Origin of the sequence: Streptomyces tubbatahanensis (assembly GCF_022699385.1) — a bacterium.
In the GTDB taxonomy this organism is placed as follows: domain Bacteria; phylum Actinomycetota; class Actinomycetes; order Streptomycetales; family Streptomycetaceae; genus Streptomyces; species Streptomyces diacarni.
Genome location: NZ_CP093846.1, coordinates 5,640,436 through 5,663,032, shown reverse-complemented (window position 1 = coordinate 5,663,032; position 22,597 = coordinate 5,640,436). Strand labels below are relative to the sequence as shown.

The 22,597-nt window shown below is 71.8% G+C and carries 22 protein-coding genes; all 22 read right to left on the bottom strand.

What is annotated here, in order from left to right; all coding sequences use genetic code 11:
• Positions 1 to 328 precede the first annotated feature (328 nt).
• Entirely contained in the window at positions 329 to 868 is a 540-nt protein-coding gene (locus MMF93_RS24555; protein ID WP_242757751.1) for a TetR/AcrR family transcriptional regulator, read from the bottom strand.
• 270 nt (positions 869 to 1,138) lie between these two features.
• Positions 1,139 to 1,993 (bottom strand): RNA polymerase sigma factor WhiG, encoded by an 855-nt coding sequence (whiG, locus tag MMF93_RS24550; protein WP_242754837.1) that lies wholly within the window; start codon positions 1,991 to 1,993, stop codon positions 1,139 to 1,141.
• A gap of 299 nt (positions 1,994 to 2,292) precedes the next feature.
• Entirely contained in the window at positions 2,293 to 3,444 is a 1,152-nt protein-coding gene (gene dprA / locus MMF93_RS24545) for a DNA-processing protein DprA (RefSeq protein WP_341483306.1), read from the bottom strand.
• 446 nt (positions 3,445 to 3,890) lie between these two features.
• Positions 3,891 to 5,507, bottom strand: a complete 1,617-nt coding sequence (locus tag MMF93_RS24540) for a YifB family Mg chelatase-like AAA ATPase (protein WP_242754835.1) — start codon at positions 5,505 to 5,507, stop codon at positions 3,891 to 3,893.
• Complete coding sequence (locus MMF93_RS24535; RefSeq protein WP_242754833.1) at positions 5,507 to 5,863, bottom strand: YraN family protein; 357 nt, start codon at positions 5,861 to 5,863, stop codon at positions 5,507 to 5,509. Before MMF93_RS24535 ends, MMF93_RS24540 begins: the two co-directional genes overlap by 1 nt.
• 746 nt (positions 5,864 to 6,609) lie before the next feature.
• Positions 6,610 to 6,933, bottom strand: coding sequence for a DUF2469 domain-containing protein (locus MMF93_RS24530; RefSeq protein WP_114015897.1), 324 nt, complete (start codon positions 6,931 to 6,933; stop codon positions 6,610 to 6,612).
• A gap of 39 nt (positions 6,934 to 6,972) precedes the next feature.
• The gene (lepB, locus tag MMF93_RS24525; protein ID WP_242754831.1) at positions 6,973 to 7,710 is read right to left on the bottom strand and encodes a signal peptidase I; all 738 of its coding nucleotides are present in this window, start codon (positions 7,708 to 7,710) and stop codon (positions 6,973 to 6,975) included.
• Positions 7,711 to 7,780: 70 nt separating this feature from the next.
• Entirely contained in the window at positions 7,781 to 8,992 is a 1,212-nt protein-coding gene (lepB, locus tag MMF93_RS24520; protein ID WP_423835509.1) for a signal peptidase I, read from the bottom strand.
• Positions 8,877 to 9,866 carry a signal peptidase I gene (gene lepB / locus MMF93_RS24515; protein ID WP_242757748.1) on the bottom strand — a complete coding sequence of 330 codons (990 nt, stop codon included), beginning with the start codon at positions 9,864 to 9,866 and terminating at the stop codon, positions 8,877 to 8,879. The genes lepB (MMF93_RS24520) and lepB (MMF93_RS24515) overlap by 116 nt, the downstream gene beginning before the upstream one ends.
• Positions 9,867 to 10,344: 478 nt before the next feature.
• Complete coding sequence (gene lepB, locus MMF93_RS24510; RefSeq protein ID WP_242754829.1) at positions 10,345 to 11,061, bottom strand: signal peptidase I; 717 nt, start codon at positions 11,059 to 11,061, stop codon at positions 10,345 to 10,347.
• A gap of 44 nt (positions 11,062 to 11,105) precedes the next feature.
• The gene (rplS, locus tag MMF93_RS24505) at positions 11,106 to 11,456 is read right to left on the bottom strand and encodes a 50S ribosomal protein L19 (protein WP_242754827.1); all 351 of its coding nucleotides are present in this window, start codon (positions 11,454 to 11,456) and stop codon (positions 11,106 to 11,108) included.
• A 188-nt stretch (positions 11,457 to 11,644) separates the two neighbouring features.
• Entirely contained in the window at positions 11,645 to 12,457 is an 813-nt protein-coding gene (gene trmD / locus MMF93_RS24500; protein WP_242754825.1) for a tRNA (guanosine(37)-N1)-methyltransferase TrmD, read from the bottom strand.
• A complete protein-coding gene (gene rimM, locus MMF93_RS24495) occupies positions 12,454 to 13,026 on the bottom strand; it encodes a ribosome maturation factor RimM (protein ID WP_242754822.1) in 573 nt (190 codons plus the stop codon). Before rimM ends, trmD begins: the two co-directional genes overlap by 4 nt.
• Before the next feature lie 139 nt (positions 13,027 to 13,165).
• Positions 13,166 to 13,405, bottom strand: coding sequence for an RNA-binding protein (locus MMF93_RS24490; RefSeq protein ID WP_242754819.1), 240 nt, complete (start codon positions 13,403 to 13,405; stop codon positions 13,166 to 13,168).
• A 2-nt stretch (positions 13,406 to 13,407) separates the two neighbouring features.
• Positions 13,408 to 13,854, bottom strand: a complete 447-nt coding sequence (rpsP, locus tag MMF93_RS24485; protein WP_114015904.1) for a 30S ribosomal protein S16 — start codon at positions 13,852 to 13,854, stop codon at positions 13,408 to 13,410.
• Between the two features lie 366 nt (positions 13,855 to 14,220).
• The gene (locus MMF93_RS24480; RefSeq protein ID WP_242754818.1) at positions 14,221 to 14,895 is read right to left on the bottom strand and encodes a hypothetical protein; all 675 of its coding nucleotides are present in this window, start codon (positions 14,893 to 14,895) and stop codon (positions 14,221 to 14,223) included.
• Positions 14,896 to 15,148: 253 nt separating this feature from the next.
• Positions 15,149 to 16,582 (bottom strand): proline--tRNA ligase, encoded by a 1,434-nt coding sequence (gene proS, locus MMF93_RS24475; RefSeq protein WP_242754817.1) that lies wholly within the window; start codon positions 16,580 to 16,582, stop codon positions 15,149 to 15,151.
• A gap of 174 nt (positions 16,583 to 16,756) precedes the next feature.
• Positions 16,757 to 17,278, bottom strand: coding sequence for a GNAT family N-acetyltransferase (locus MMF93_RS24470; protein WP_242754815.1), 522 nt, complete (start codon positions 17,276 to 17,278; stop codon positions 16,757 to 16,759).
• Between the two features lie 47 nt (positions 17,279 to 17,325).
• Positions 17,326 to 18,888 (bottom strand): signal recognition particle protein, encoded by a 1,563-nt coding sequence (gene ffh / locus MMF93_RS24465; RefSeq protein ID WP_114024145.1) that lies wholly within the window; start codon positions 18,886 to 18,888, stop codon positions 17,326 to 17,328.
• A gap of 197 nt (positions 18,889 to 19,085) precedes the next feature.
• Positions 19,086 to 19,424 (bottom strand): P-II family nitrogen regulator, encoded by a 339-nt coding sequence (locus tag MMF93_RS24460; RefSeq protein WP_242754813.1) that lies wholly within the window; start codon positions 19,422 to 19,424, stop codon positions 19,086 to 19,088.
• Complete coding sequence (locus MMF93_RS24455) at positions 19,421 to 20,722, bottom strand: ammonium transporter (protein ID WP_242754812.1); 1,302 nt, start codon at positions 20,720 to 20,722, stop codon at positions 19,421 to 19,423. Before MMF93_RS24455 ends, MMF93_RS24460 begins: the two co-directional genes overlap by 4 nt.
• A gap of 181 nt (positions 20,723 to 20,903) precedes the next feature.
• A complete protein-coding gene (locus tag MMF93_RS24450) occupies positions 20,904 to 22,499 on the bottom strand; it encodes an NsdA family TPR-like regulatory protein (protein WP_242754810.1) in 1,596 nt (531 codons plus the stop codon).
• Positions 22,500 to 22,597 lie beyond the last annotated feature (98 nt).

The window sequence follows — 22,597 nt, the reverse complement described above, 5'->3', positions numbered from 1 at the left end:
GCACAGGGAGCCCGAGGCGGCGCGAAGACACGTCGCCCGGCGGACCCCGAGGCACACGCATCGGAACCGCACCCGCCGGCCCGCGTGCTCCGGCCGTCGCCCAAGCACGGCGCGAGTCCGGAGGGTGCCGACCAGTCACGGGCCCCGACCGGCCCTACGCGGGCCCCAGACGACCTGGCACGAACGCCGGCTCTCACGGAGGCGGCGAGGGTCACCATGCCGACGCCACCGGCAGCGGGCCGCCTCGCCGGCCTCGAGCAGCACGGCAGCCGCGACAACGGCAACAGACTCGACGGTCTCGACAGCCGGAACAGCCTGAAAAGCGGGGTCAGCCTCGCACGCCGTTCAGCGCCATGGAGACGGCGGCTTCGGCGATCTGCTCGGGCGCTTCGGCGGCACCCAGCTCGATGCGGCGTACCCCGGCGTCCACGACTCCCTGGAGAAGCATCGCGGCGAGGCGGGGCTGCTCGTGACCGAGGTCGCCGAGCGCTTCGACGACCATGGAGATCAGTCCACCGTGCGCGGCCCTGATCCGCTCGCGGGCTCCCACATCCAGCTCGCCCGCGGAGATCGCGACGACGGCGCGGTGGCGGCGGTCCCCGACGAGCGCGAGCTGCCGGCGAACGTAGGCCTCGACCTGGCCTTCCGGCGTCTTCGCGGCCCGCATCGCCGACTCCACCTCGGCCGCCCACACCGGGAAGTCGACGGCGCACAGCTCTTCCACGACAGCGGCTCGGGAGCGGAAATACTCGTACACGGAGGAGCGCGCGAGGCCGGTGTGCTGGGCGAGGGCGGGAAAGGTCAAAGCTTCGGTCCCACCCTCGGACAGCAGCGACCGGGCGGCATCCAACAGGGCCGCACGCTGCATGTTCCGATGCTCGGCCACGGAGGCCGCTCGAATCCTGGGCACGTCTCCAGCTTACGGACCCCCGCCCACGGTTCACACGAGTCCTGGCGAATCGATCCTGCCGAGCCTTCCCGGTCGTCGCCTCGTCCCGATGGCCCACCCTTCCCGAATGCCGCCCCCTCCCGGCCCGGCGGGGCCGCGGTCCGAGGGGTCACGGCGGGATCACGGGTCCGGTGTGGCCACGATCCGACGGGGCCGCGTCCGGCAGCGGACGGTGGCAGGCCGCCTTGGTCAGCGCCCGGCGTCGGCGAGCTTGGCGCGGAGCTGCAGAACCGATTTGGTGTGGATCTGGCTGACCCTGCTCTCGGTGACGCCGAGCACCTGGCCGATCTCGGCGAGGGTGAGCCCCTCGTAGTAGTAGAGAGTGACCACGGTCTTCTCACGGTCCGGCAGGGTGTTGATGGCCCTGGCGAGCATGCGGCGCAGTTCGCGGTCCTCCGCGACCTCCACCGGGTTGTCCGCGGCGGTGTCCTCGAGCGTGTCCACGAGACTCAGCCGGTCACCCCCGTCACCGCCGACGTGCAGAAGCTCTTCGAGGGCGACGACGTTGGCGAGCGACAACTGACTGAAGACGCCGTGCAGTTCTTCCGTCTCGATGCCCATCTCGCCGGCCACCTCGGCTTCCGAGGGACTGCGCCGGAGCCTGGCTTCCAGAGTGGCGTACGCACGCTCGACCGCACGGGCCTTCTGCCGCACCGAGCGGGGGATCCAGTCGAGCGCCCGCAGCTCGTCGATCATCGCTCCGCGGATGCGGGTGATGGCGTAGGTCTCGAACTTGATGGAGCGGGAGGGGTCGAACTTCTCGATGGCGTCGATGAGTCCGAAGACCCCGGAGGAGACGAAGTCGGCCTGCTCCACGTTGGCGGGAAGCCCCACACTGACTCGGCCCGCGACGTACTTGACCAGCGGCGAATAGTGCAGGATCAGCTGTTCACGCAGCCTGCTGTCGGCCGTGGCCTTGTAGGACCGCCAGAGTTCATCCAGCGAGCTGGGCGCAGTCCTGGGCGCGTTGTCGTCGACCACGGCGCGGGTGACGGCGGAAGCCGCTGCGGCTGTGCGGTCGGGCCCGGAGATGTGCTGAGGCATACGTCGCCTTGAGCCGTTCTGCTGGGTAGTGGTGGTCTGTTGATGCGCGGACACGTGCGTCTCGCGGAGAGACGGTGTGAGCGTAACGTGACCGCGGCATCGCAACGTGCGACGTATCGTTCTTCCTCCTCCGTGCTGGCGTGCTGGTTGCCGCGACGTCTCGGCGGGACCGTACGGCGGGTGCGGTGCGGATGACCGGGCACGGGCCAGGGTGCGGAGCCTCGCGTGGCCCGTGCCGCCCCGGCGAGGGCGCACGGCTCAGCTTTTCACCCGATAGCCCCAGGTCAAGGACCGCCTCATCACTCGATGGTGTGCCCCTTGCGGTGGCGGGCCAACTTCCAGTGGTCACCGTCTCGTTCGACGAATCCGAGAGCCCGCAGCTCATGGAGCCGGGCGAGAACGACGGGGGCGGGCACACCCGCGGAGCGGGCGATCCGGGCGGGGTCGCTCGCGCCCCGCCCCGGGACCGCTTCCAGTACGCGCGACGCGCTGCGGCTGAGTGTGTCACGCGGTACGGCAGCTCCCCGGCGCCGCGGAGCGAGCTCTCCCATCGCGCCGACGAGTTCGATCACTTCGGCGGCGTCGGTGACCACCGTGGCCTCACCGCGCAGGAGTTCGTGCACGCCCTGCGAGAGGCCGGAGGTGACCGGGCCCGGCATACCCATCACATGGCGTCCCAGCCTGATCGCGCGGCGCGCCGTGACCAGTGCGCCACTGCGCACCGCGGCCTCGACCACGACCGTGCCCCTGGTGAGGGCAGCGATCACGCGGTTGCGGAGGACGAACCTGCTGCGGGTCGGATGAGCGCCCGGCGGGAGTTCGGCCACGAGCAGACCGCGCTCCCCCAGCGTCCGGATCAACTCCTGGTTCCCCGGCGGGTAGGCGACGTCAGCCCCGCAGGCCAGGACGCCGGCAGTCGGCCCGCGAAGGGCGAGAGCTCCCCGGTGCGCGGCCGCGTCGATGCCGTAGGCGGCCCCGGAGACGACCGTCCAGCCCCGCTCGGCCAGGCCGGCCGCGAGCACCGCGGCGCAGTGCGCCCCGTATTCGGTGCAGGCGCGGGCGCCGACGACCGCGACCGAACGCAGCGCCCACACACGCAGTGACGGAACTCCGTTGATCCACAGCCCGAGCGGTCGCGCAGGGCCCAGGTCGTCCAGCTGGCTCGGCCACTCCGGGTCGCCGGGGCAGACGAACCGGCCACCGAGCCGTTCGATTGCGGCGAGGTCGATGTCGGGGCGGACATCGGCGGCGCGCAGCCGCAGCCCTGCCCAGCGCTGCTCACCGGCCCCGTCGAGCGGCGCCCCGGATCCGCGCACCGCTTCGACGACCGCGCAGGCGCCATGGGCCGCGACCCACCGCCCCACGTGTTCGTCCCCCGGCTCGGCGATACGGGTCAGAGCCGCTCGGGCGAGCCGCTCCGACCATGCGGAGGGCCCCTTGTCGGTCCTCACCGGCAGGGCCGCACCCCGTGGCGGGGGGCTCGCCGGCTTTCCTCCCTCCGAGTCCCTTACCTGGTCCGGATCCGAGCCCGGGTCCGGGTCCGGGTACAGGTCCGAGTGCGAGTGCAGGTCCGGACCCGAGCGCGGGTCCGAGCGCGGGCCTGGGTCCGGGTCCGGGTCCGGGTCCGCGGAAAGACTGGAGTCTGGGGCGCCGCCTGCGCGAGCCGCGCTCTCGGAGCCCGCGCCGAGCCCCGTGCGCGCGTGGCTGGGGCTCACAGGACCCGATGGCCTGTTGGCTGACGGCCATGGCGACCGCGAACGAGATCGGTCCGTCGCCGAACCGGTACCTGCCCGCCCGGGATCGTGCGGGGCGTGCGCTCCCGGGCGGTGGGGGCGGGCGTCGGACTCCGGGTCGGGACCCGGCCCGGAGGGCTTCGTCGGTCGGGTGCCGCCGCCGGTCATGCGGGTACCTCCGGGACGAGGGCTCCTCGGTGCACCCCGGTGCGCAGTCCGAGTGCGTAGTTGACATCGTCACGGGTCGGCCTCTCGTGGCCCGCCAGGTCGGCGACCGTCCACGCGACCCGCAACACCCGGTCGAGGCCGCGAGCGGTGAGTATGCCGCGCTCCAACTCGTCCTCCGCCTCGTTGAGGGCTCCCGGCAGCGCGGGGTGGCGGGTGCGCAACTCGTGACCTGGCACGTCGCTGTTGGTCTTCCACGGCGTGCCGGCGTACCTGGCAGCGGCGCGGCCCCGCGCTTCCAGTACGCGGGCGGCCACCACTGCGGTGGGTTCCCCGCCTCCGACGGCCGCCATCAGCTCCGAGCGGGCGAGCGGTTCGACGAGGACCCGCAGATCGACACGGTCCAGCAGCGGACCCGAGAGCCTGGCACGGTACTGGCGCACCGAAGCGGGCCTGCACTCACATGCGCCGCCGGCGCTGCCGTGGCGTCCGCACGGGCATGGGTTCGCGGCCAGGGCGAGCAGGAAACGGGCCGGCATCCGCATCATGCCCGCGGCCCGGGCCACCAGGACGTGCCCGGACTCCAGCGGCTGGCGCATCGCGTCCAGGACCCGGGCGCTGCACTCCGCGGCCTCGTCCAGAAAGAGAACGCCGTGGTGGGCGAGCGAGACCGCGCCGGGGCGTGGCACACCGGAGCCACCGCCGACCAGTGCCGCCATGGTCGCCGAGTGATGCGGCGCGCAGTAGGGCGGCCGGGATACCAGCGGTTGGCCTGGCGGCAGCGCCCCCGCGATCGAGTGCACGGCCGTCACCTCCAGCGCTTCCTTGCGGCTGAGCGGGGGCAGCAACCCCGGTAGGCGCTCGGCCAGCATCGTTTTCCCCGCGCCCGGAGGGCCTTTGAAAAAGATGTGGTGGCGTCCTGCGGCGGCGATCTCCAGAGCGCGCCGCGCGTGGCGTTGTCCGGTCACTTCCGCCAGGTCGAGAGGGCGCTCCTCGGCCAGCAGGCCGGTCAGCCCCGGCGCTGCGGCGGGGAGCCCGGCGAGACCGGCGTGGACGGATCCGGGCAGGCCCGCGTCCGGCCGCTCTTCCTCCTCGGGCACTGGCTCGTCGTTGAGCACCGCGATGAGCTGGCCCAGGCTGCGTACGCCCACCACGGAGACGTCCGGGACGAGCGAGGCCTCGGCCGCGGTCTGTTCGGGAACGACCACCTGCCGGTACCCCGCGTCGGCGGCCGCCAGAACGGCGGGCAGGACGCCCCGCACCGGCAGTACGCGGCCGTCAAGGCCCAGTTCGCCGATCATCACGACGTCGGCGATCTGGCGGGGGTCGACGCGTTCTGCCGCCGCCAGAACGGCACATGCGACCGCGATGTCGAAGCCGCTGCCGCCTTTGGGGACCGAAGCGGGACTGAGGCCCACGGTGAGCTTCTTCTGCGGCCAGGGCACACCGGTGTTGACCACGGCTGCACGCACCCGGTCCCGGCTCTCGGTCAGGCTCTTGTCCGGGAGGCCCACGAGGGTGAAGGCGGCGACCCCGGGCTCCAAGTCGGCCTGGACCTCGACCAGCACTCCCTCGACGCCGACCAGCGCCACCCCGCACGTTCGAGCGAATCCCATCAACCCACCCCCCGGACGTGCTGGAGCACGGGTGCCCCACGGTCGGGAAGGACGATGCCGACGAGATCGATACGGACGCCGCCCACGGGCGGTTGCCCATAACGGGCGATCCAGCGCTCGGTGAGCCAGCGCGCCGCCAGGCGGCGCAGGCGGGCCGTCTTGGCCGGTGGCAGGCCGCCCATGGGGTGCTGGAAAGGAACGGCCCTGCGGGTCTTGACCTCGCAGATCACCACGGCATCGGCGTCGCGCGCGATCAGGTCGATCTCGCCTTCGGCGCAGCGCCAGTTGCGCTCCAGGACCGTCATCCCCGCTTCGCGCAGCCGTCGCGCCGCGAGGTCCTCTCCGTACCGCCCCAAGGCGCTCCTGGCCCGGGCCGGGCCCGGAGCGCCCGCCGCGCGGCCGGTTCGCGCGGCGCGCGAGCCCGCACCCGGCTGCACGCGGCCGCCCCGCGCCCCGGCACCCGGCGCCCCGGTGCTCCGTCCGGCCAAGCGGGGATCGCTGGGCTCCCGCCCCTCGGTGTCCCGTTTGTCGGCGGAGTGCCCGCCGACGTCGCAGCCCCGCACGTCCCGATCGCCGAGCCCCCGACCGCCGGACACCCGCCCGACGAGACCTCCCCCATGGGCGCCCGAACCGAGCGGCCTGTCAGCACTCGGTCCTCCGCCAACGTCACGATCGCCCCGCCCGGCGAGGCAGCGCCTGTCGGCGCCCGGGCCGCTGGGCCGGTCCGTGACCTCGCCGTCGCCTTGCTTGTCGGGGCCGCGCCCACTCGCGCCCGGGCCACCTCGGCCATCGGGGGTGCGCCCATCACGGGTGCGCCCGTCGGGGGCGCGCCCGCCCGCACCCCGGTCGCTCCTTCCGGCAGAGCCGGGACTGTCCGTTTTCCACGCGTTCGGGCCTGCGGCCCAACCGCGCCGCACTTCGCTGGTGTTCACATGAACCACCTCCGGCACCGACTGTGGCGGTACCGGAGGCAGCGTGTGGATCTTGCTCTGTTTCTGTGGAGCGCCGGATGATTGTGGACAACTCCGTCACCCACAAGAGGTACAGGAAGCACAGGGATGACAGGAATCGCAGGAACCACATTTTGGGCGATGTGCCAGGATCAGCCCTTGAAGTCCGAATCCTCCGGCAGGTCGAGCTCGCTCTTGTTCAGCTCCTCGATGTTGACGTCCTTGAACGTGAGCACCCGTACCTGTTTGACGAACCGGGCCGGCCGGTACATGTCCCACACCCAGGCGTCCGCCATCGAGACCTCGAAGAAGACCTCGCCCTGCACCGAGTGGACCTGCATCTCGTAGTCGTTGGTGAGGTAGAAGCGCCGGTCGGTCTCGATCACGTATTTGAACAGACCGACGACGTCCCTGTACTCCCTGTAGAGCTTCAGCTCCATCTCGGTCTCGTACTTCTCGAGGTCCTCGGCGCTCATGGCATGTTCCCCTTCAGCCGTGCGTCCCCCTATTGTGCGTCACCCCGAGCGGCGGCGGGCCGACATCGCGCGGCGGCGCGCGATCGGCCCCCAGGCGGCTCCGCCCAGCACCAGGACCGCGCCCACCACGACGGCGATCAGCGCCGTCGGCAGGGGGCCGCTGCTGGAGGTGCCGCCGGGCATGTCGGCGAATCCACGCGCCTCGGGCAGCATGCCGAGCCCGCCGACGGGCCACGCTATGGCGTCCACGCGCGCCTTGACGGCGGAGCGGGGCACCGCGCCGTGCTCGCCGTCCTGCAGATGCACACGCGAGTCGAGGGAGGCCGACCGGTTGTCGCCGAGCAGGAACAGCTTTCCTTCGGGCACCGTGGTGGACTCGAAGGGCCGCTGCGAGTCGCGGCCCTGGCTGCGCAGATAGGGCTCCTCGACGCTGTCGCCGTTGACGGTGAGCCGTCCCTGCCGGTCGCAGCAGGCCACCTTGTCGCCTCCGACGCCCACGACCCGCTTGACCATGGGGACAGCGCCCCAGACAGAGTCCTGGAAGACGACGACGTCGCCGCGGTGCACCTCGTCTCCGTCCACCCGCTCCGCCAGCACTCGGGACCCGGCCTGCACCGTGGGGTCCATGGAGTCGGTCGGCACCGTGTACGGCTGGTACAGCAGTGCACCCCAGACGAAGCCCCCGAGGAAGAGCACGCAGCCGAGGGCCACGGCCACTCCGGACAGTCGGTTGCCCAGTCGGCCGCGGCCCTCATCGGTATGGCTTGCGTTGCTCACGTGCGTTCTCCCGGGTTCTCCGCGGCAGCCTCGAATCTGCGCGGCACCCTACCCAGGAGTACGGGATACGTCAGCCCTCGCCCTCCGTCGCTCCGGTGGCCGACGTGGGCCCGGTGGGCCCGGCAGCCCCGGCGTGCCTGGCGGCTCCGGCCGGCTTGGCCGTCAGGACCAGCCGCCGCCTGCGGCGCCAGAGCACCAGCGGGACCGCTCCGGCGAGCCCGACAGCACCGGGAGCGGCGTTCAGCGCGCGTGCCTCGATGCCCTGCTGGCCGAAGGTGTCGGGGACGGGCAGCGTGCCCCACCGGTCGATCGGCCACGCCTTCACGATGGCCCGCCCGACGACCTGCCCCTCGGGGACGAAGCCACCACCCGGCTGGTTTTGGTGGTAGCGGGAGTCGAGGGAGTCCTGACGGTGGTCGCCCATCACCCACAGCTTGCCGTCGGGCACCTTGAGGGGGCCGAACGGCTTGTCGTCGCACGGGCTGTTGCCTGGGTAGATGTACGAGGTCTCGTTCAGGGCCTTTCCGTTGACGTGGACCTTGCCGCCCTTCTTGCACGAGACCGTGTCGCCGCCTACCGCGATGACCCGCTTGATCAGGTCCTTCTCGTTCGCGGAGGGCATCAGGCCGATGAAGCTGAGCGCCGTCTGGACGAAGTTCTCCTCCACCTGGGCCTCGGGCAGCCAGCCGCCCGGGTCGTGGAAGACGACGACTTCGCCGCGCTCGGGCGTCGCCCCGAACCACGGAGTGAGCTTGTCGACCAGGACTCGGTCACCGATCCGGAGGGTGTCCTGCATGGAAGCCGAGGGAATGGAGAAGGCCTGGACCAGGAAGGTCTTGATGACCAGGGCGAGAACCAGCGCGATGCCGATGAGCATCGGGAGTTCTTTCCAGAAGGAACGCTGCTGCTTGGCGGCGTCCTTACGGCCCTTGCGGCCACTGCCGCCGTCCTTCTCCTCGCCGTCCGCTTCGCTCCACTCGGCGCCTTGGTGCGGCCCGCCGCTGTCGTCCATGTGGTCGGCCCGGTCCGTGTGCTCGTCTCGCTTGCTCTGAGCTGCTCGCTCCGCTTCCGGCAGCTGGTGGCCGGGGGGCGGGGAAAAGCCGTGCGGCCCGTCTTCGCCCGCTCCGGAGCCCGCTGCCATCCCGTCGGTCTCGGCGGTCACGCCGTCACTCTCTCTTCCCACGGCCGGTGGTCCTGCGTCGCCCGTCCTGCCGTCCGTACCAGGACGTTCGTCCTCCGGATACCCGGAACCGGACCGTGCGCCGACCGCCAAGTCCCCCACATCCACTCCTCACACTGCGCATTCGCCTGTTCCGCAATCGGGACAAGCCCACCACTCCCATAACGAGCGGAAGTTCCGCAGAGAACGGGAGTTGCGCCACTCGATTCTCACGGCCCCCGGGCGGCGCCGCCGAAGTACCGCCCGCGTCGGGCACCGAAGCGTAGGTCTTGGGCTCTTCGAGCCGTCTCCAGTGGTCGAACGGCCAGGCGATGACGACCGCTCTTCCAACGATCCGCTCCACCCCGATCGTTCCCTTGTCGGGGTCTCGCAAGTGGTAACGGGAGTCGGCGGAGTTGCCCCGATGATCCCCCATCACGAACACACGTCCGACAGGCACGGTCACCTCGAACTCCATCTTCGAGGGTTTGTTGCCCGGATGGATGTACGGCTCGTCCAGGGGCGTGCCGTTCACCGTCACGCGGCCCTGCTTGTCACAGCAGCGTACGGTGTCACCGCCGACGCCGACGACGCGCTTGATCAGGTCCTGCTCGTCGTCGGAGGGCAGCAGCCCGATGAAGGTCAGCAACTCCTTGCCCTGCTTGATCCCCGGAGGAGCGTCTTTCTTCTCCTTCTTCTCGTCCTTGAGCCAGCCGCCCGGGTCCTCGAAGACGACGACGTCACCGCGGTGCGGCTCCGCTCCGAACCAGGGAGTGAGCTTGTCGACCAGGACTCGGTCACCGATCCGGATGGTCTGCTCCATGGAACCCGAAGGGATCACGAAAGCCTGCACGAGGAAGGTCTTGAGCACCAGAGCGATCAGCACGGCGACCCCGACGAGAATCGGGACCTCCTTCGTGGCCGAGAGCCTCCGGCGGCGCTTGATGCGTTTCGCGGCCCGTCTGCGGTCCGCCCGCCCCTGGCCGGGGCGCCGCAGCGGCGCCGACTCCTCCTCCCGGTCCCACTCCTCGCCCCCTTCGGGCACGAAGGCGGCACCGGAGGGATCGTACGGCTCGGCCGGGCCGGTGGTGCTGTCGTACGGCCCGGCCGCCGCACCGGAGGGGGCGCACGGCTCGGCCGGGCCGGTGGTGCTGTCGTACGGCCCGGCCGCCGTACCGGAAGGGGCGTACGGCTCGGCGGCGCCGGGGTAGCCGTAGGGCGCCGCGGCACCGGAGGGGTCGTACGGGCCGACGGTGCCGGAGGGGTCGTACGGCTCGGCGGCGCCGGAGGGGTCGTACGGTGCCGCGCCCGGGTGCTGGTACGGCACGGCCGCGTCGCCGTACGGGCCCGCACCACCGTACGAGGGGTCGGACGGGTGTCCGGAGGCCTGCCGGGGGTTCTGCGGCGGGGGCCACGGGCCCTGCGGTCGTTGCCCTGCCCCGTGGGGGTGCTGGTGTCCGTACCTGCCCTCGGGGTCAGTCATCGTCACCGTCCGCGCCCGCGGGGAGGGAGCCGATGCGGCCGAGCGGCCAGCCGATCCCGTCCGCCCGTCCGATCACGCGGTCGACGGGGACGGTGCCGCCGCCGGGGTCACCGAGATGGTCGCGGGAATCGCTGGACTTGTCGCGGTGGTCACCCATCACCCACAGGCGCCCCTCCGGTACCCGTGTTTCGAAGGGCACCGTGGAGGGCGCGTCGCCGGGGTGCAGATAGTCCTCGCTCACGGGCCGACCGTTCACCTCGATCCTCCCCCGCCTGTCGCAGCAGCGCACCAGGTCTCCGCCGACCCCGATGACGCGCTTGACGTAGTCGGTCTCGGCGGGCGGCACCAACCCAGTCGCCGCGCCCGCCTTGCGCAGTGCGGTCGTGACGGCGTTGGCGTCGGGGTCCGCGTCCGTGGAGAACGATTCGGTGCCGTCGAAGACGATGACGTCCCCGCGCTGTGGACCGTCACCGAAGCGGTAGGCCAGTTTGTTCACCAGCACCCGGTCCCCGACGCGCAGGGTGGGGTCCATCGAGGAACTCGGGATCAGGAAAGGCTGCATGACGAAAGCGTTCGTCAGCAAGAGTGCCCCCAGCACGAGCCCCGCGTACAGGGCTGGACGCGCGAAACGCGACCGACCCCCGGCTTCCTCTTCGGAAGCGGAGGAGCGATCGCGCTCCGGTTCGTCGTGCTGTTCCTCGGTGTCCATCGGGCGGAAGCCTAACCGGCGCCCCGAACACCGAGGACGCGAGATCAGCTCTCGCGCTTCTCCTTGATCTTCGCGGCCTTGCCGCGCAGGTCACGCAGGTAGTACAGCTTGGCGCGGCGGACGTCACCGCGGGTCACGACCTCGATCTTCTCGACGATCGGGGTGTGCACAGGGAAGGTGCGCTCGACGCCCACGCTGAAGCTGACCTTGCGGACGGTGAAGGTCTCCCGCACGCCGGCGCCCTGGCGGCGGATGCAGACGCCCTTGAACTGCTGGACACGGGAGCGGTTGCCCTCGATGACGCGCACGTGCACGTTGACCGTGTCGCCCGGGCGGAAGGCCGGGACGTCGTCGCGCAGGGACGCGGCGTCGACGCTGTCGAGAAGATGGGACATGTCCGTCTGCTTTCTTCGCTGATGCCACAGGTCATCAGCGGCATATCGTGATCTGGTCGGAGAGCCGCCACTCGCGGCGGGCGTCGGTCCCCCTGTGGCAGGGTCGCGCGCCGGATGACAGGCAGCTGCCCATTCTTCCACGGGCCACCCCTCCGCCCCAAATCGGTCGGGCGGGAGGAGAGCGGAGGCTACTCGTCCGCCGGGCGCTGCCAGTGGCCGTCGTCCCCGTCCCGGTGCCAGCCCAGTCCCTCCAGCGCCGCACGGTCGTGCTTGTCCAGCGTGTCCGGGTCGCAGCGCTCGATCAGGTCGGGCCGGTGGTCGGTGGTGCGGGCGAAGGCCTGGTCGCGGCGCCAGCGGGCGATCCGGCCGTGGTGGCCGCTCAGCAGCACCTCCGGGATGCCGCGTCCGCGCCACTCGGGCGGCTTGGTGTAGACGGGGCCCTCCAGCAGGTCGGCCATGGCCCCGGGCGCGAAGGAGTCGTCCTGGTGCGAGGCCGCGTTGCCCAGCACGCCGGGCAGCAGCCTGGCGATCGCCTCGACCATGACGAGCACCGGAGCCTCCCCGCCGGCGAGCACGTAGTCGCCGATGGAGACCTCCCGTACGTCGAGCCGCTCCCCGTACTCCTCGATGACGCGGCGGTCGATTCCCTCGTACCTGGCGGGCGTGAAGACCAGCCAGGGCTCGTCGGACAGTTCGACCGCCAGTTCCTGCGTGAACGGTCTGCCGCTGGGGGTGGGCACGACGAGGACGGGCCGCCCATGCTCCGGCTCGCCGCTCGCCAGCACGTGGTCGAGGGCCTCGCCCCACGGCTCCGGCTTCATCACCATGCCGGGACCGCCGCCGTAGGGGGTGTCGTCGACGGTGTGATGCCGGTCGTGCGTCCAATCCCGCAGGTCGTGGACGCGGACGTCCAGCACACCGCGGCTGCGGGCCTTGCCCACCAGGGAGACGTTCAGCGGCTCCAGGTACTCGGGGAAGATCGAGACGACGTCGAGCCTCACCGCGGGTTCCCCGGGTCGGCCTGGGCCTCTTCTTCCTCAGGTGAGCCCGCCTGCGGCTCCCCCTCGTCGAGGAGGCCGGGCGGTGGGTCGATGACGGCGCGCTGAGCGTCCAGATCGATCTCGGGAACGATCTCGCTGACGAACGGGACCAGTACTTCCCCGCCGTCCGCGCCCCGGATCACGAGCAGGTCCTGGGCCGGCAGGTGCGCGACGCTCTCGATGCGTCCGACGAGGGTTCCGTCGACGGTGACCACCTCCAGATCCTCCAGCTGGTGGTCGTAGAACTCCTCCGGGTCCTCCGGACGCTCCGCGGGGTCGATCTCGGCGACGAGCAGGGTGTTGCGCAGGGCTTCGGCGGCGTTGCGGTCACGGACGCCCTCGAAGCGCAGCAGCAGCCGTCCGCTGTGCACCCGCCCGGCGGCGATGGTCAGCGGCCCGGTGGAGGCCGGGTCCGTGGCCAGTACCGCCCCCGGCGCGAGCCGGAGCTCCGGCTCGTCGGTCCTGACCTCGACCGTGACCTCGCCCTTGATGCCGTGGGCGCGGCCGATCCGCGCGACGACTAGCTGCACTGTGCCTCTCCGTGCTCGGTGCTCATCCGTACGTAAGGACTGGGGGTGGTGGAAGGGGCGGAGGAGGCGGCGACGCGACAACGGGCCGGGGACGGCGTGGTCGCCGTCCCCGGCCCGTGCCGGTGCTGCATACCGCTCTTCAGCGGACCTGGTCCACGTCGACGAGGTCGACGCGGATTCCGCGGCCGCCGAGAGCTCCCACGACGGTGCGCAGAGCGCGCGCGGTGCGACCGTTGCGGCCGATCACCTTGCCGAGGTCATCGGGGTGCACCCGGACCTCCAACACGCGTCCGCGACGGAGGTTGCGGGATGCGATCCCCACCTCGTCGGGGTGGTCGACGATGCCCTTCACCAGGTGCTCGAGGGCCTCCTCGAGCATCCTCAGGCCTCGGTCGACTCGGTGGCGGCCGACGCCTCGGCGTCCGCCTTCTTCTCGGCCTTGTCCGCCTTCTTGGCCTTCGGGGTGATGGCCTCACCCTGCGGCTCGTCGGCGGACTCCTTGGCGGCGGCCTCGAAGAGGGCACGCTTGTCGGCCTTCGGCTCCGGGACCTTCATCGGCTCCGGCGCGGGCAGGCCCTTGTACTTCTGCCAGTCGCCGGTGACCTTGAGGATCGCCTCGACGGGCTCGGTCGGCTGGGCGCCGACGCCGAGCCAGTACTGCACGCGCTCCGAGTCGACCTCGATGCGCGAGGGGTTCTGCACCGGGTGGTACAGGCCGATCTCCTCGATGGCCCGGCCGTCACGGCGGGTGCGGGAGTCGGCGACGATGATGCGGTAGTGAGGCGAACGGATCTTGCCCAGACGCTTCAGCTTGATCTTGACTGCCACGGGTGTGGTGTCTCCTGGTCTTGACGTGGGTGGACACGTCGGGGATGCCACGTGGGGTTGTGGCGCCGGGTGTCCGATGGACGCGTCAGCCGGAGGAGAGAGGGGTCCTGTGCGACTGTCGAGTTCAGCCGACCATGATGCCACACCGCGCGGCCGCGCCGGAAACCGCCCTCGTCCGCCGGCACCCAGAGGCACCGCAGCCCCTCGCCGTCCGCCCAGTGCCCCGGGACCCGCGGCCGCGCGCCCGCCGGAAGCGGGCGGCGGGGAGGCGAGGTCCGGGACGCGCCCGGTACGGCGCTGCTCGGCTCGCCGGGCACCCGGAGGCGGCGGACGCCCGGAGGCGGCGGGTGCCGGTGCGGGCGCGGGTCAGCCGACGGGGATGGGCTCCGCGCTCGCGGCCATCTCGGCGGGCACCGCGTCGGCGGGGATGCGGAACTGCTTGCCACAGGCTCCGCACATGATGGGGGCCTGCGCGAGGACCGAGGGAACGACCCGGACGTTGCGGCCGCAGTCGCACACCGCCTTCACGCGCACCCCGCCACCCGACGAGCCGTGGCGCGCGGCGGGGCCGCGGAAACTGCGCCCGGTGTCGGTCTCGGTGGCCGCGCTGTAGGCCTTCAGGGCCCGCTGGAGCCGCTCGATGGTGGGCCGGTAGCGCCGCCGGGTGTCGGGCGTGAGGATCACGAGGGAGAAGCCGCTGCTGGGATGCGGCTCTTCGGGGTGGTCGAGCCCGAGCTCCTCGGCGATCGCCAGGAAGCGGCGGTTGTGATACCGGCCCGCGCGTGAGGTGTCACGGACACCGCGGGCCGCGGCGATGCCGTGGACTGCCTCGTGCAGCAGCCGTTCGAAGGAGAGGCCGGTACCGCATGCGGACGAGGACTCTCCGATGAGTGATTCGGGCGCGGCCAAGTCCGGCAGCTCGGGGTGGTGCCGTTGAATGTCGGCCCAGGCGGCTGCCAGCTCGGCGGCGAGAACTGGTGGTGTCGTGCTCACGTCGTGCTCAACGAGCGGAAGGGCCCTGGTGTTCCGATTCCGGGGCATCGCAAATATTTTGCACGTACCAGTCAGTCGCCGCCCTTGCGGCAGGAGCGGGGCGGGTGCCCCGATCTGCGGCCAAGCCGCGCACCCGCCGCAAGCCGGGACGTATCACCGGCAGGGGCAACGTCGGTACGGACACGTCGGCGTGCGCGCCCGTGCCCGCACCGGCGCCTCAGCACGCGCGTGCCCGCACCAGCACCTCTGCACGCACGTGCCCGCACCGGCACCTCAGCACGCGCGTGCCCGTACCGAGACCTCAGTACGCGCGTGCCACCAGCGCGACCGTGCCCGGCTCGTCCTCCGTCCGCGGCACCGAGCCGTCCTCGGCGACCAGGCAGCGCACCGTCACCGCGTGCTCGGCCAGCGCCGCCTCGCCCTGGGGACCGAGCGCGGACCACGGCAGGCGTGCCCACCCTCCGGCTGTGGCGGCTTCCACGGCCTCGCCGATGGTACGGACGTTTTCTGTGTGCTGTACGCGCCGCTCGCGCGTCTGGTTCAACAGGAGGGCCTGATCGTCCTCCAGCAGGCCGGGGAGGGTGGTGGCCAGGGTGGCGAGCGGGACCTGCTCCTTGGTACGCGGCACGCGCCGCACCAGCGTGGCGGTTCCACCCCCGCCGGGGGCGTCCCCCGCCAGGTCGCGCGGGCCGATCTCGATCCGTACGGGCACGCCCTTGAGCTCCCAGTCGACCGCGCGCCGCCCGAAGGGGACGTCCGTACGGTCGTCGATCCGCACCCGCAGTCCCGCGGTGCCCAGTTCCTCGGCCAGGGCGCGCGCCCGGGTCAGCACGGCGTCCTCGCCCTTGACCGCGAGGACCACCACCTGCACGGGGGCCAGCCGGGGCGGCAGGCGGAGTCCGTGGTCGTCGCCGTGTGCCATCACCATCGCGCCCACCATGCGCGTGGTGCTGCCCCAGGAGGTCTGCCAGGCGTGCTCGCGCGTGCCCTCCCTGGTGAGGAACCTGGTGCCGAAGGCGCGGGAGAAGTTCTGCCCCAACTCGTGGCTGGTGGCCATCTGGAGGGCCTTGCCGTCGCCCATCATCGCCTCCAGCGTGAGGGTGTTCAGCGCCCCGGAGAAGCGTTCACGTGCCGTCTTGCGTCCGGGCACCACGTCGATGGCCAGGATCTGGGTCATGAAGTCCTGGTAGACGTCACGGTGGATGCCGGCGGCGAAGTCGCGCGCCTGGTCGAAGGTGGCGTGCGCGGTGTGCCCCTCCTGCCACAGGAACTCGGAGGTGCGCAGGAAGAGCCGGGGCCGCATCTCCCAGCGGACGACGTTGGCCCACTGGTTGATCAGCAGGGGCAGGTCGCGGTAGCTGCGCACCCACTTCGCGAAGTAGTCGTTGACGATCGTCTCGGAGGTCGGCCGCACCACGGCGGGCTCCTCCAGCCGCTTGCCTCCGCCGTGGGTGACGACGGCCAGTTCGGGTGAGAAGCCTTCGACGTGCTCGGCTTCCCTGGTCATGTAGGACTGCGGGATCAGCAGGGGGAAGTAGGCGTTCTGGACACCCGTGCGCTTGATGCGCGCGTCCATGTCCGCCTGCATGCGCTCCCAGATGCCGTAGCCGTACGGTCGGATCACCATCGTGCCGCGCACTGGCCCGTTCTCCGCGAGCTCCGCCTTGTTCACCAGTTCCTGATACCAGCGCGGGAAGTCCTCGGCCCTGGGGGTGAGGACGGGTGATGTCGCCATGGCGGGCATCGTAGGGCGCCGGGCCCTCGTGCGCTGCGGCATTTTGTGCGCGGACGGGCGGGGCGCACGCGGGGAGCGTGGGGCTTCGGAGAGGCGGCAGGAAGCGGGCAGCGCGGAGGCTCCGGAGAGGAGACAGGGACTGCCCCGCGGCCTCGTCAGGCGCGGCGCGGTGGGTCAGGCGGTCGGCCCAGGCCACTCCTCCGACGTCAGCGCGAAGCGCTCGTGGTCCCGCCAGGCGTCGTTGATGAAGAGCATGCGCGGCGAGTAGCCCTCGTGGCGGAAGCCGAGCCGCTTGGCCATCGCCAGTGACCGCTCGTTCTCCGGCTGGACGCTGATCTCCAGCCGGTGCAGCCCGAGCCCGTCGGGCCCGGGCTGGAAGCAGCGGTCGACCACCAGCCGCAGCCCCTCGGTCATCCGTCCCGTCCCGGCGTAGGGCAGGTAGCTGTCGTAGCCGAGGGAACCGTTGCGGAAACGCGCTCTGACGATGTTGGCGACGTTCACCCGGCCGACCAGGCCCTCGTCCTCGCGGTCGAGGATCAGGAACGTACGCAGCGCGGGGCCCTGGCGGCGCAGCAGGTCGGGGAGGCCGTCGGGCTCGACGGGGTTCCACGGGCTGAGGTGGTCTGCCGACCGCACGACGGCCTCACTGTAGAGCTGTTCGTCGGCCGGCCGCGGGGGGCGGATGTATACGCGCATGGACGACATCATCCGCCTTTGCCGCGGCAGGCTCGCGTCAGGGGAGGTCACTTCGGGGGCAGCATGTCCTTGAACTCCTGAGGAAGTTCGAAGTCGCCCGGGTCCTGGCCCGCGCCGGGGATGCCGAAGGCACCGCCCTGCTCGCCCTCGGCCCGGCGGGCGGCCGCGGCCTGCTCCTCCTGCTTGCGCTTCATCGGGTTGCCCGACTGGCGCTTGCCCTTGGCCTTCTTCTGCTGCTTGCCCTTCTTCTTGCCGCCCCCGGCCCCGGGCATCCCCGGCATCCCTGGCATCCCCGGCATGCCGCCGCCCTGCGCCATCTTGGACATCATCTTGCGGGCGTCGAAGAAGCGCTCGACCAGGTTCTTGACGGCGCTGACGTCGACCCCGGAGCCCCGGGCGATACGGGCCCGGCGGGAGCCGTTGATGAGCGTGGGCTCGGCGCGCTCCGCCGGCGTCATCGACTTGATGATGGCGGCCGTGCGGTCGACCTCGCGCTCGTCCAGGTTGTTGATCTGCTCCTTCATCTGGCCCATGCCCGGCATCATGCCGAGCAGCTTGGAGAGCGAGCCCATCTTGCGGACCTGCTCCATCTGGGCCAGGAAGTCGTCGAACGTGAACTCCTTGGGCCCCTTCGCCAGCTTGGCGGCCATCTTCTCGGCCTCTTGCTGGCTGAAGGTCTGCTCCGCCTTCTCGATCAGCGTGAGCATGTCGCCCATGCCGAGGATGCGGGACGCCATCCGGTCCGGGTGGAAGGCGTCGAAGTCGTCCAGCTTCTCGCCGTTGGAGGCGAACATGATCTGCTTGCCGGTGACCTGGGCCACGGAGAGCGCCGCACCACCGCGCGCGTCGCCGTCCAGCTTGGAGAGCACGACCCCGTCGAAGCCGACGCCCTCCTGGAAGGCCTCCGCCGTGGTGACCGCGTCCTGGCCGATCATGGCGTCGACGACGAAGAGGACCTCGTCGGGGCTGACGGCGTCGCGGATGTCGGCGGCCTGCCGCATCAGCTCCTGGTCGATGCCCAGACGCCCCGCGGTGTCGACGATGACCACGTCGTGCTGCTTGTCACGCGCGTAGGTGATCGAGTCCTGGGCGACCTTGACCGGATCGCCGACCCCGTTGCCCGGCTCCGGCGCGAAGACGGCCACCCCGGCGCGCTCGGCGACGACCGAGAGCTGGTTGACCGCGTTGGGGCGCTGGAGGTCGGCCGCGACCAGGACCGGCGTGTGGCCCTGCTGCTGGAGCCAGCGGCCCAGCTTGCCCGCCAGCGTGGTCTTACCCGCGCCCTGGAGGCCGGCGAGCATGATGACGGTCGGCGGGTTCTTGGCGAACCGCAGGCGCCTCGTCTCGCCGCCGAGGATGCCGACCAGCTCCTCGTTGACGATCTTGATGACCTGCTGGGCAGGGTTCAGCGCCTGGGAGACCTCGGCCCCCGCGGCGCGCTCCTTGACCTGCTTGATGAAGGCGCGGACAACCGGCAGCGCGACGTCCGCCTCGAGCAGGGCGATGCGGATCTCACGCGCGGTGGCGTCGATGTCCGCCTCGCTGAGGCGCCCTTTGCCCCGGAGGTTCTTGAACGTCGCACTCAGGCGGTCGGAAAGGGTATCGAACACAGCGCTCGTCGGTCCTCGGGTCGGTGGCGGAGTCAATCACTGGCAAGGGTAGCCGCCCTCCCGCCGACGGGTCCCCGCCAGTCCGGATCGGACGGGGCACGGCGTCACCGCGAGGCGGCCTCCGGCCCCTGCCGCCGGCCGCCCCCAGGAGGCTTCCGCGCCCCGCTTCGGGGACTGTCACCCCGCCCCCGAACCGCTCACAGCGCGTCCGGGCCCCGCTCGCCCGTCCTGACGCGGACCGCGGTCTCCACGGGCACGACCCAGACCTTGCCGTCGCCGATCTTCCCGGTGTGCGCCGCCTTGACGACGACGTCGACGAGCTGCCCGGCGTCCTCGTCCGGGGCCAGCACCTCGACGCGCACCTTGGGGACCAGGTCGACCGTGTAGGCGGCGCCGCGGTAGACCTCGGTGTGCCCTCGCTGGCGGCCGTACCCTCCGGTTTCGGTGACGGTGAGGCCCTGGACGCCGAAGGCGCGCAGCGCCTCCTTCACCTCGTCGAGCTGGGCGGGCTTGATCACGGCGGTGAGGAGCTTCATGCGTCCACCTTGGTCGCGCGGCTGGGGCGAGGGGCGGTCTCGGGTGCGGCGGCCGTGCCGGGCGGCGCGGGCGGTCCGCCGGGGTCGCGCCCCGCGGAGCCGCCGACGGCGGTGAAGTCGTACGCCGTCTCCGCGTGGAACGCCTGGTCGACGCCGGCCGTCTCGTCCTCGGGGTCGGCACGGAAGCCGATCGTGACCTGCACCAGTTTGGCCAGCAGCCACGAGGCGACGAAGGAGAAGGCCAGCACCGAGAAGGCACCGAGGGCCTGCTTGCCGAACTGGACGGGCCCGCCGACCCCGTCCACGGCGAGGAACCCGACCAGCAGGGTGCCGACCAGCCCGCCGACGAGGTGGACGCCGACGACGTCGAGCGAGTCGTCGTACCCGAGCTTGTACTTCAGGCCGACCGCCCAGGAGCAGACGGCGCCGGCCACCGCGCCGATGACCAGCGCGCCCATCGCGTTGACCGAGGCCCCTGCCGGGGTGATCGCCACCAGCCCGGCGATCGCCCCGGAGGCCGCGCCCAGCGTGGTGAAGGCCCCGTGGCGCAGGCGCTCGTAGGCCAGCCATCCCGCGAGGGCGGCGCCGGTGGCGATCTGGGTGTTGAGCGCCATGGTGGCGGCCGTGCCGTCGGCGGCGAGTGCGGAGCCGGCGTTGAAGCCGAACCAGCCGAACCAGAGCAGGGCGGCGCCCAGCACGACCAGCGGCAGGCTGTGCGGGCGCATCGGGTCCTTCGTGAAGCCGATGCGTTTTCCGACGACCAGGACGGCGGCCAGCGCGCCGATGCCGGCGTTGATGTGGACGGCGGTGCCCCCGGCGAAGTCGATGACCTCCAGCTCGCGGAGCCAGCCGCCCTCGGCCCACACCCAGTGCGCGACGGGGAAGTAGACGAGCGTCGCCCACAGGGCGAGGAAGACCGCCCAGGCGCCGAACGTCACGCGGTCGGCGAGGGCGCCGCTCATCAGCGCCGGGGCGAGGACGGCGAACATCATCTGGAACAGGACGAAGGCGAGCAGGGGGATGCCGCCCTGCTCGGTCAGGGAGTCGGGCGAGAGCCCGCTGAGCCCGGCGTGGTCGAGGTTGCCGATCAGGCCGCCGGTGTCGGGGCCGAAGGTGAGCGAGTAGCCGAACAGCACCCACAGCACGCTGACGACCGCCAGCGAGATGAAGGACATCATCAGCATGTTCAGGGCGCTCTTGACCCGGACCATGCCGCCGTAGAAGAAGGCGAGGCCAGGCGTCATCAGCATCACGAAGAACGCGCTGACCAGGACGAAAGCGGTATCCGCACCGTTCAATGCGAACGTCTCCTCGGGTCGTGGCCCCTGGGGGCGGTGGGCGCCGCCCGTCCGAAGGCCGCGGGAGGGCGGGCGTGTCCGCCAGATTTCCCCCGCCCGGTTTCCGCCGCCGCCACGCGGTGTTGCACGACCGTGAAAACCGGCTTGCCGGTGTTACGAGGAGATGAAGCGCACGTCCGCGTCAGCCGGCCACGGCCTCGTTCTCGGCGAGCTCCACGCGCAGCCGCTCGCTCAGATGCACGACATCCGCGATCCCGCCGAACTCGCGGACGGCACCGGCGGTGGTGCGCCGCAGCCGGTTGTTGACCCGCTCGGAACGCAGCCGCTTGGCCAGTCCGAGGGCCTCGCTGGCGCGGGCGACGCACCCTTCGGGCTCGTTCTGGAGAAGGTGCACGCTGGCCATCCCGATCAGGTTGAGCGCGTAGGAGCGCTGGTGGCCCCCTCCCTCGGCCTCCCGCGCCTCGCGCGCGAACAGTGCGACGGCACGCTCCATCGCGGGGCGGGCCAGCGACGCGTAGCTGGGGCTGCGCCCGGAGGAGTAGGCCAGGTCCCGGTAGGAGTGCGCGTTCTCCGCGCACAGCTCGGCCTCGGAGAAGAAGCGGATCCAGTCGGGGTCGGCGTCGCGGCAGTCGATGTCGGCGAAGGTCTCGTCGGCCATCCGCACGGCGCGCTTGCACTTGCCCGGCTGGCCCATGTTCGCGTAGGCGCGGGCCTCCATGGCGTGCAGCATGGCCTGGGTGCGGGGGGTGGAGCCTTCCCTGCTGCCGTACTGGGCGAGGTGGGTCAGCTCCAGGGCGTCCTCGGGGCGGCCCAGGTGGATCATCTGGCGGGCCATCTTGCTGAGGATGAAGGAGCCGAGCGGCCGGTCGCCGGCCTCCTTGGCGGCGTGCAGGGCGAGCACGAAGTACTTCTGCGCGGTGGGCTGGAGGCCGACGTCGTAGCTCATCCAGCCCGCCAGCTCGGACAGTTCGGCCGTGACCCGGAAGAGGCGGCGCCTGACCGGCTCGGGGTGGCGTTCCTGGAGGAGGTCGGTGACCTCGTGGAGCTGGCCGACGACGGCCTTGCGGCGGAGCCCTCCCCCACACTGGGCGTCCCAGGCGCGGAACATCTCCGTCGTCTGCTCCAGCAGCTCCAGCTCGGGGCCCGAGAGCCGCTGCGGACGGCGCTGCGCCGCGGCCGCCCGCCTGGGCCCGGGAACGGCCGTGCCGCCGGGCCGCCCGTGGCCGTCCGCACAGGCCTGCCCGAAGGCCTGCGCGGAGGCGTGCCCGGAAGCCTGCCCCGGGAGCGCCGGCGCGTCGGCCTGCGGTCCGGGGACCAGCCAGCGTTGCATGGGCTCGATGAGGGCGGGCCCCGCGGAGACGGCCAGCGAGGTGCCCAGGAAGCCGCGCTGGCCCAGCATCAGGTCGCTGCGGGTGAAGTCGCTGATCATCGCGACGGTCTGAGGTCCCGTCCAGGGCAGGTCGATACCGGAGGCGGCGGGGGACCGCCGGGCGGGCCGCAGACCCAGGTCCTCGACGGCGACGACGCAGCCGAAGCGTTCGGAGAACAGGTCCGAGAGGATGCGGGGGATGGGTTCGCGGGGCTGCTCGCCGTCCAGCCAGCGGCGCACCCGCGAGGTGTCGGTACTGATGTGGTGCGCGCCCAACTGCCGTGCCCGGCGGTTGACCTGGCGCGCCAGCTCCCCTTTCGACCAGCCACTGCGCACGAACCACGAGCCCAGGCGCTCGTTCGGGCTCTTGCTCGTCCGGCCTCGCTCAGCCACTGGTAACGCCCCCATCCCGCATCGGCGACGGACACCGGCCGGGGGCGGCCCGCGCTCCCCCGCGCGCCCCACCGCACCCTCGGCCGCGCCATGCCCCAGGCATAGTCCGCTGC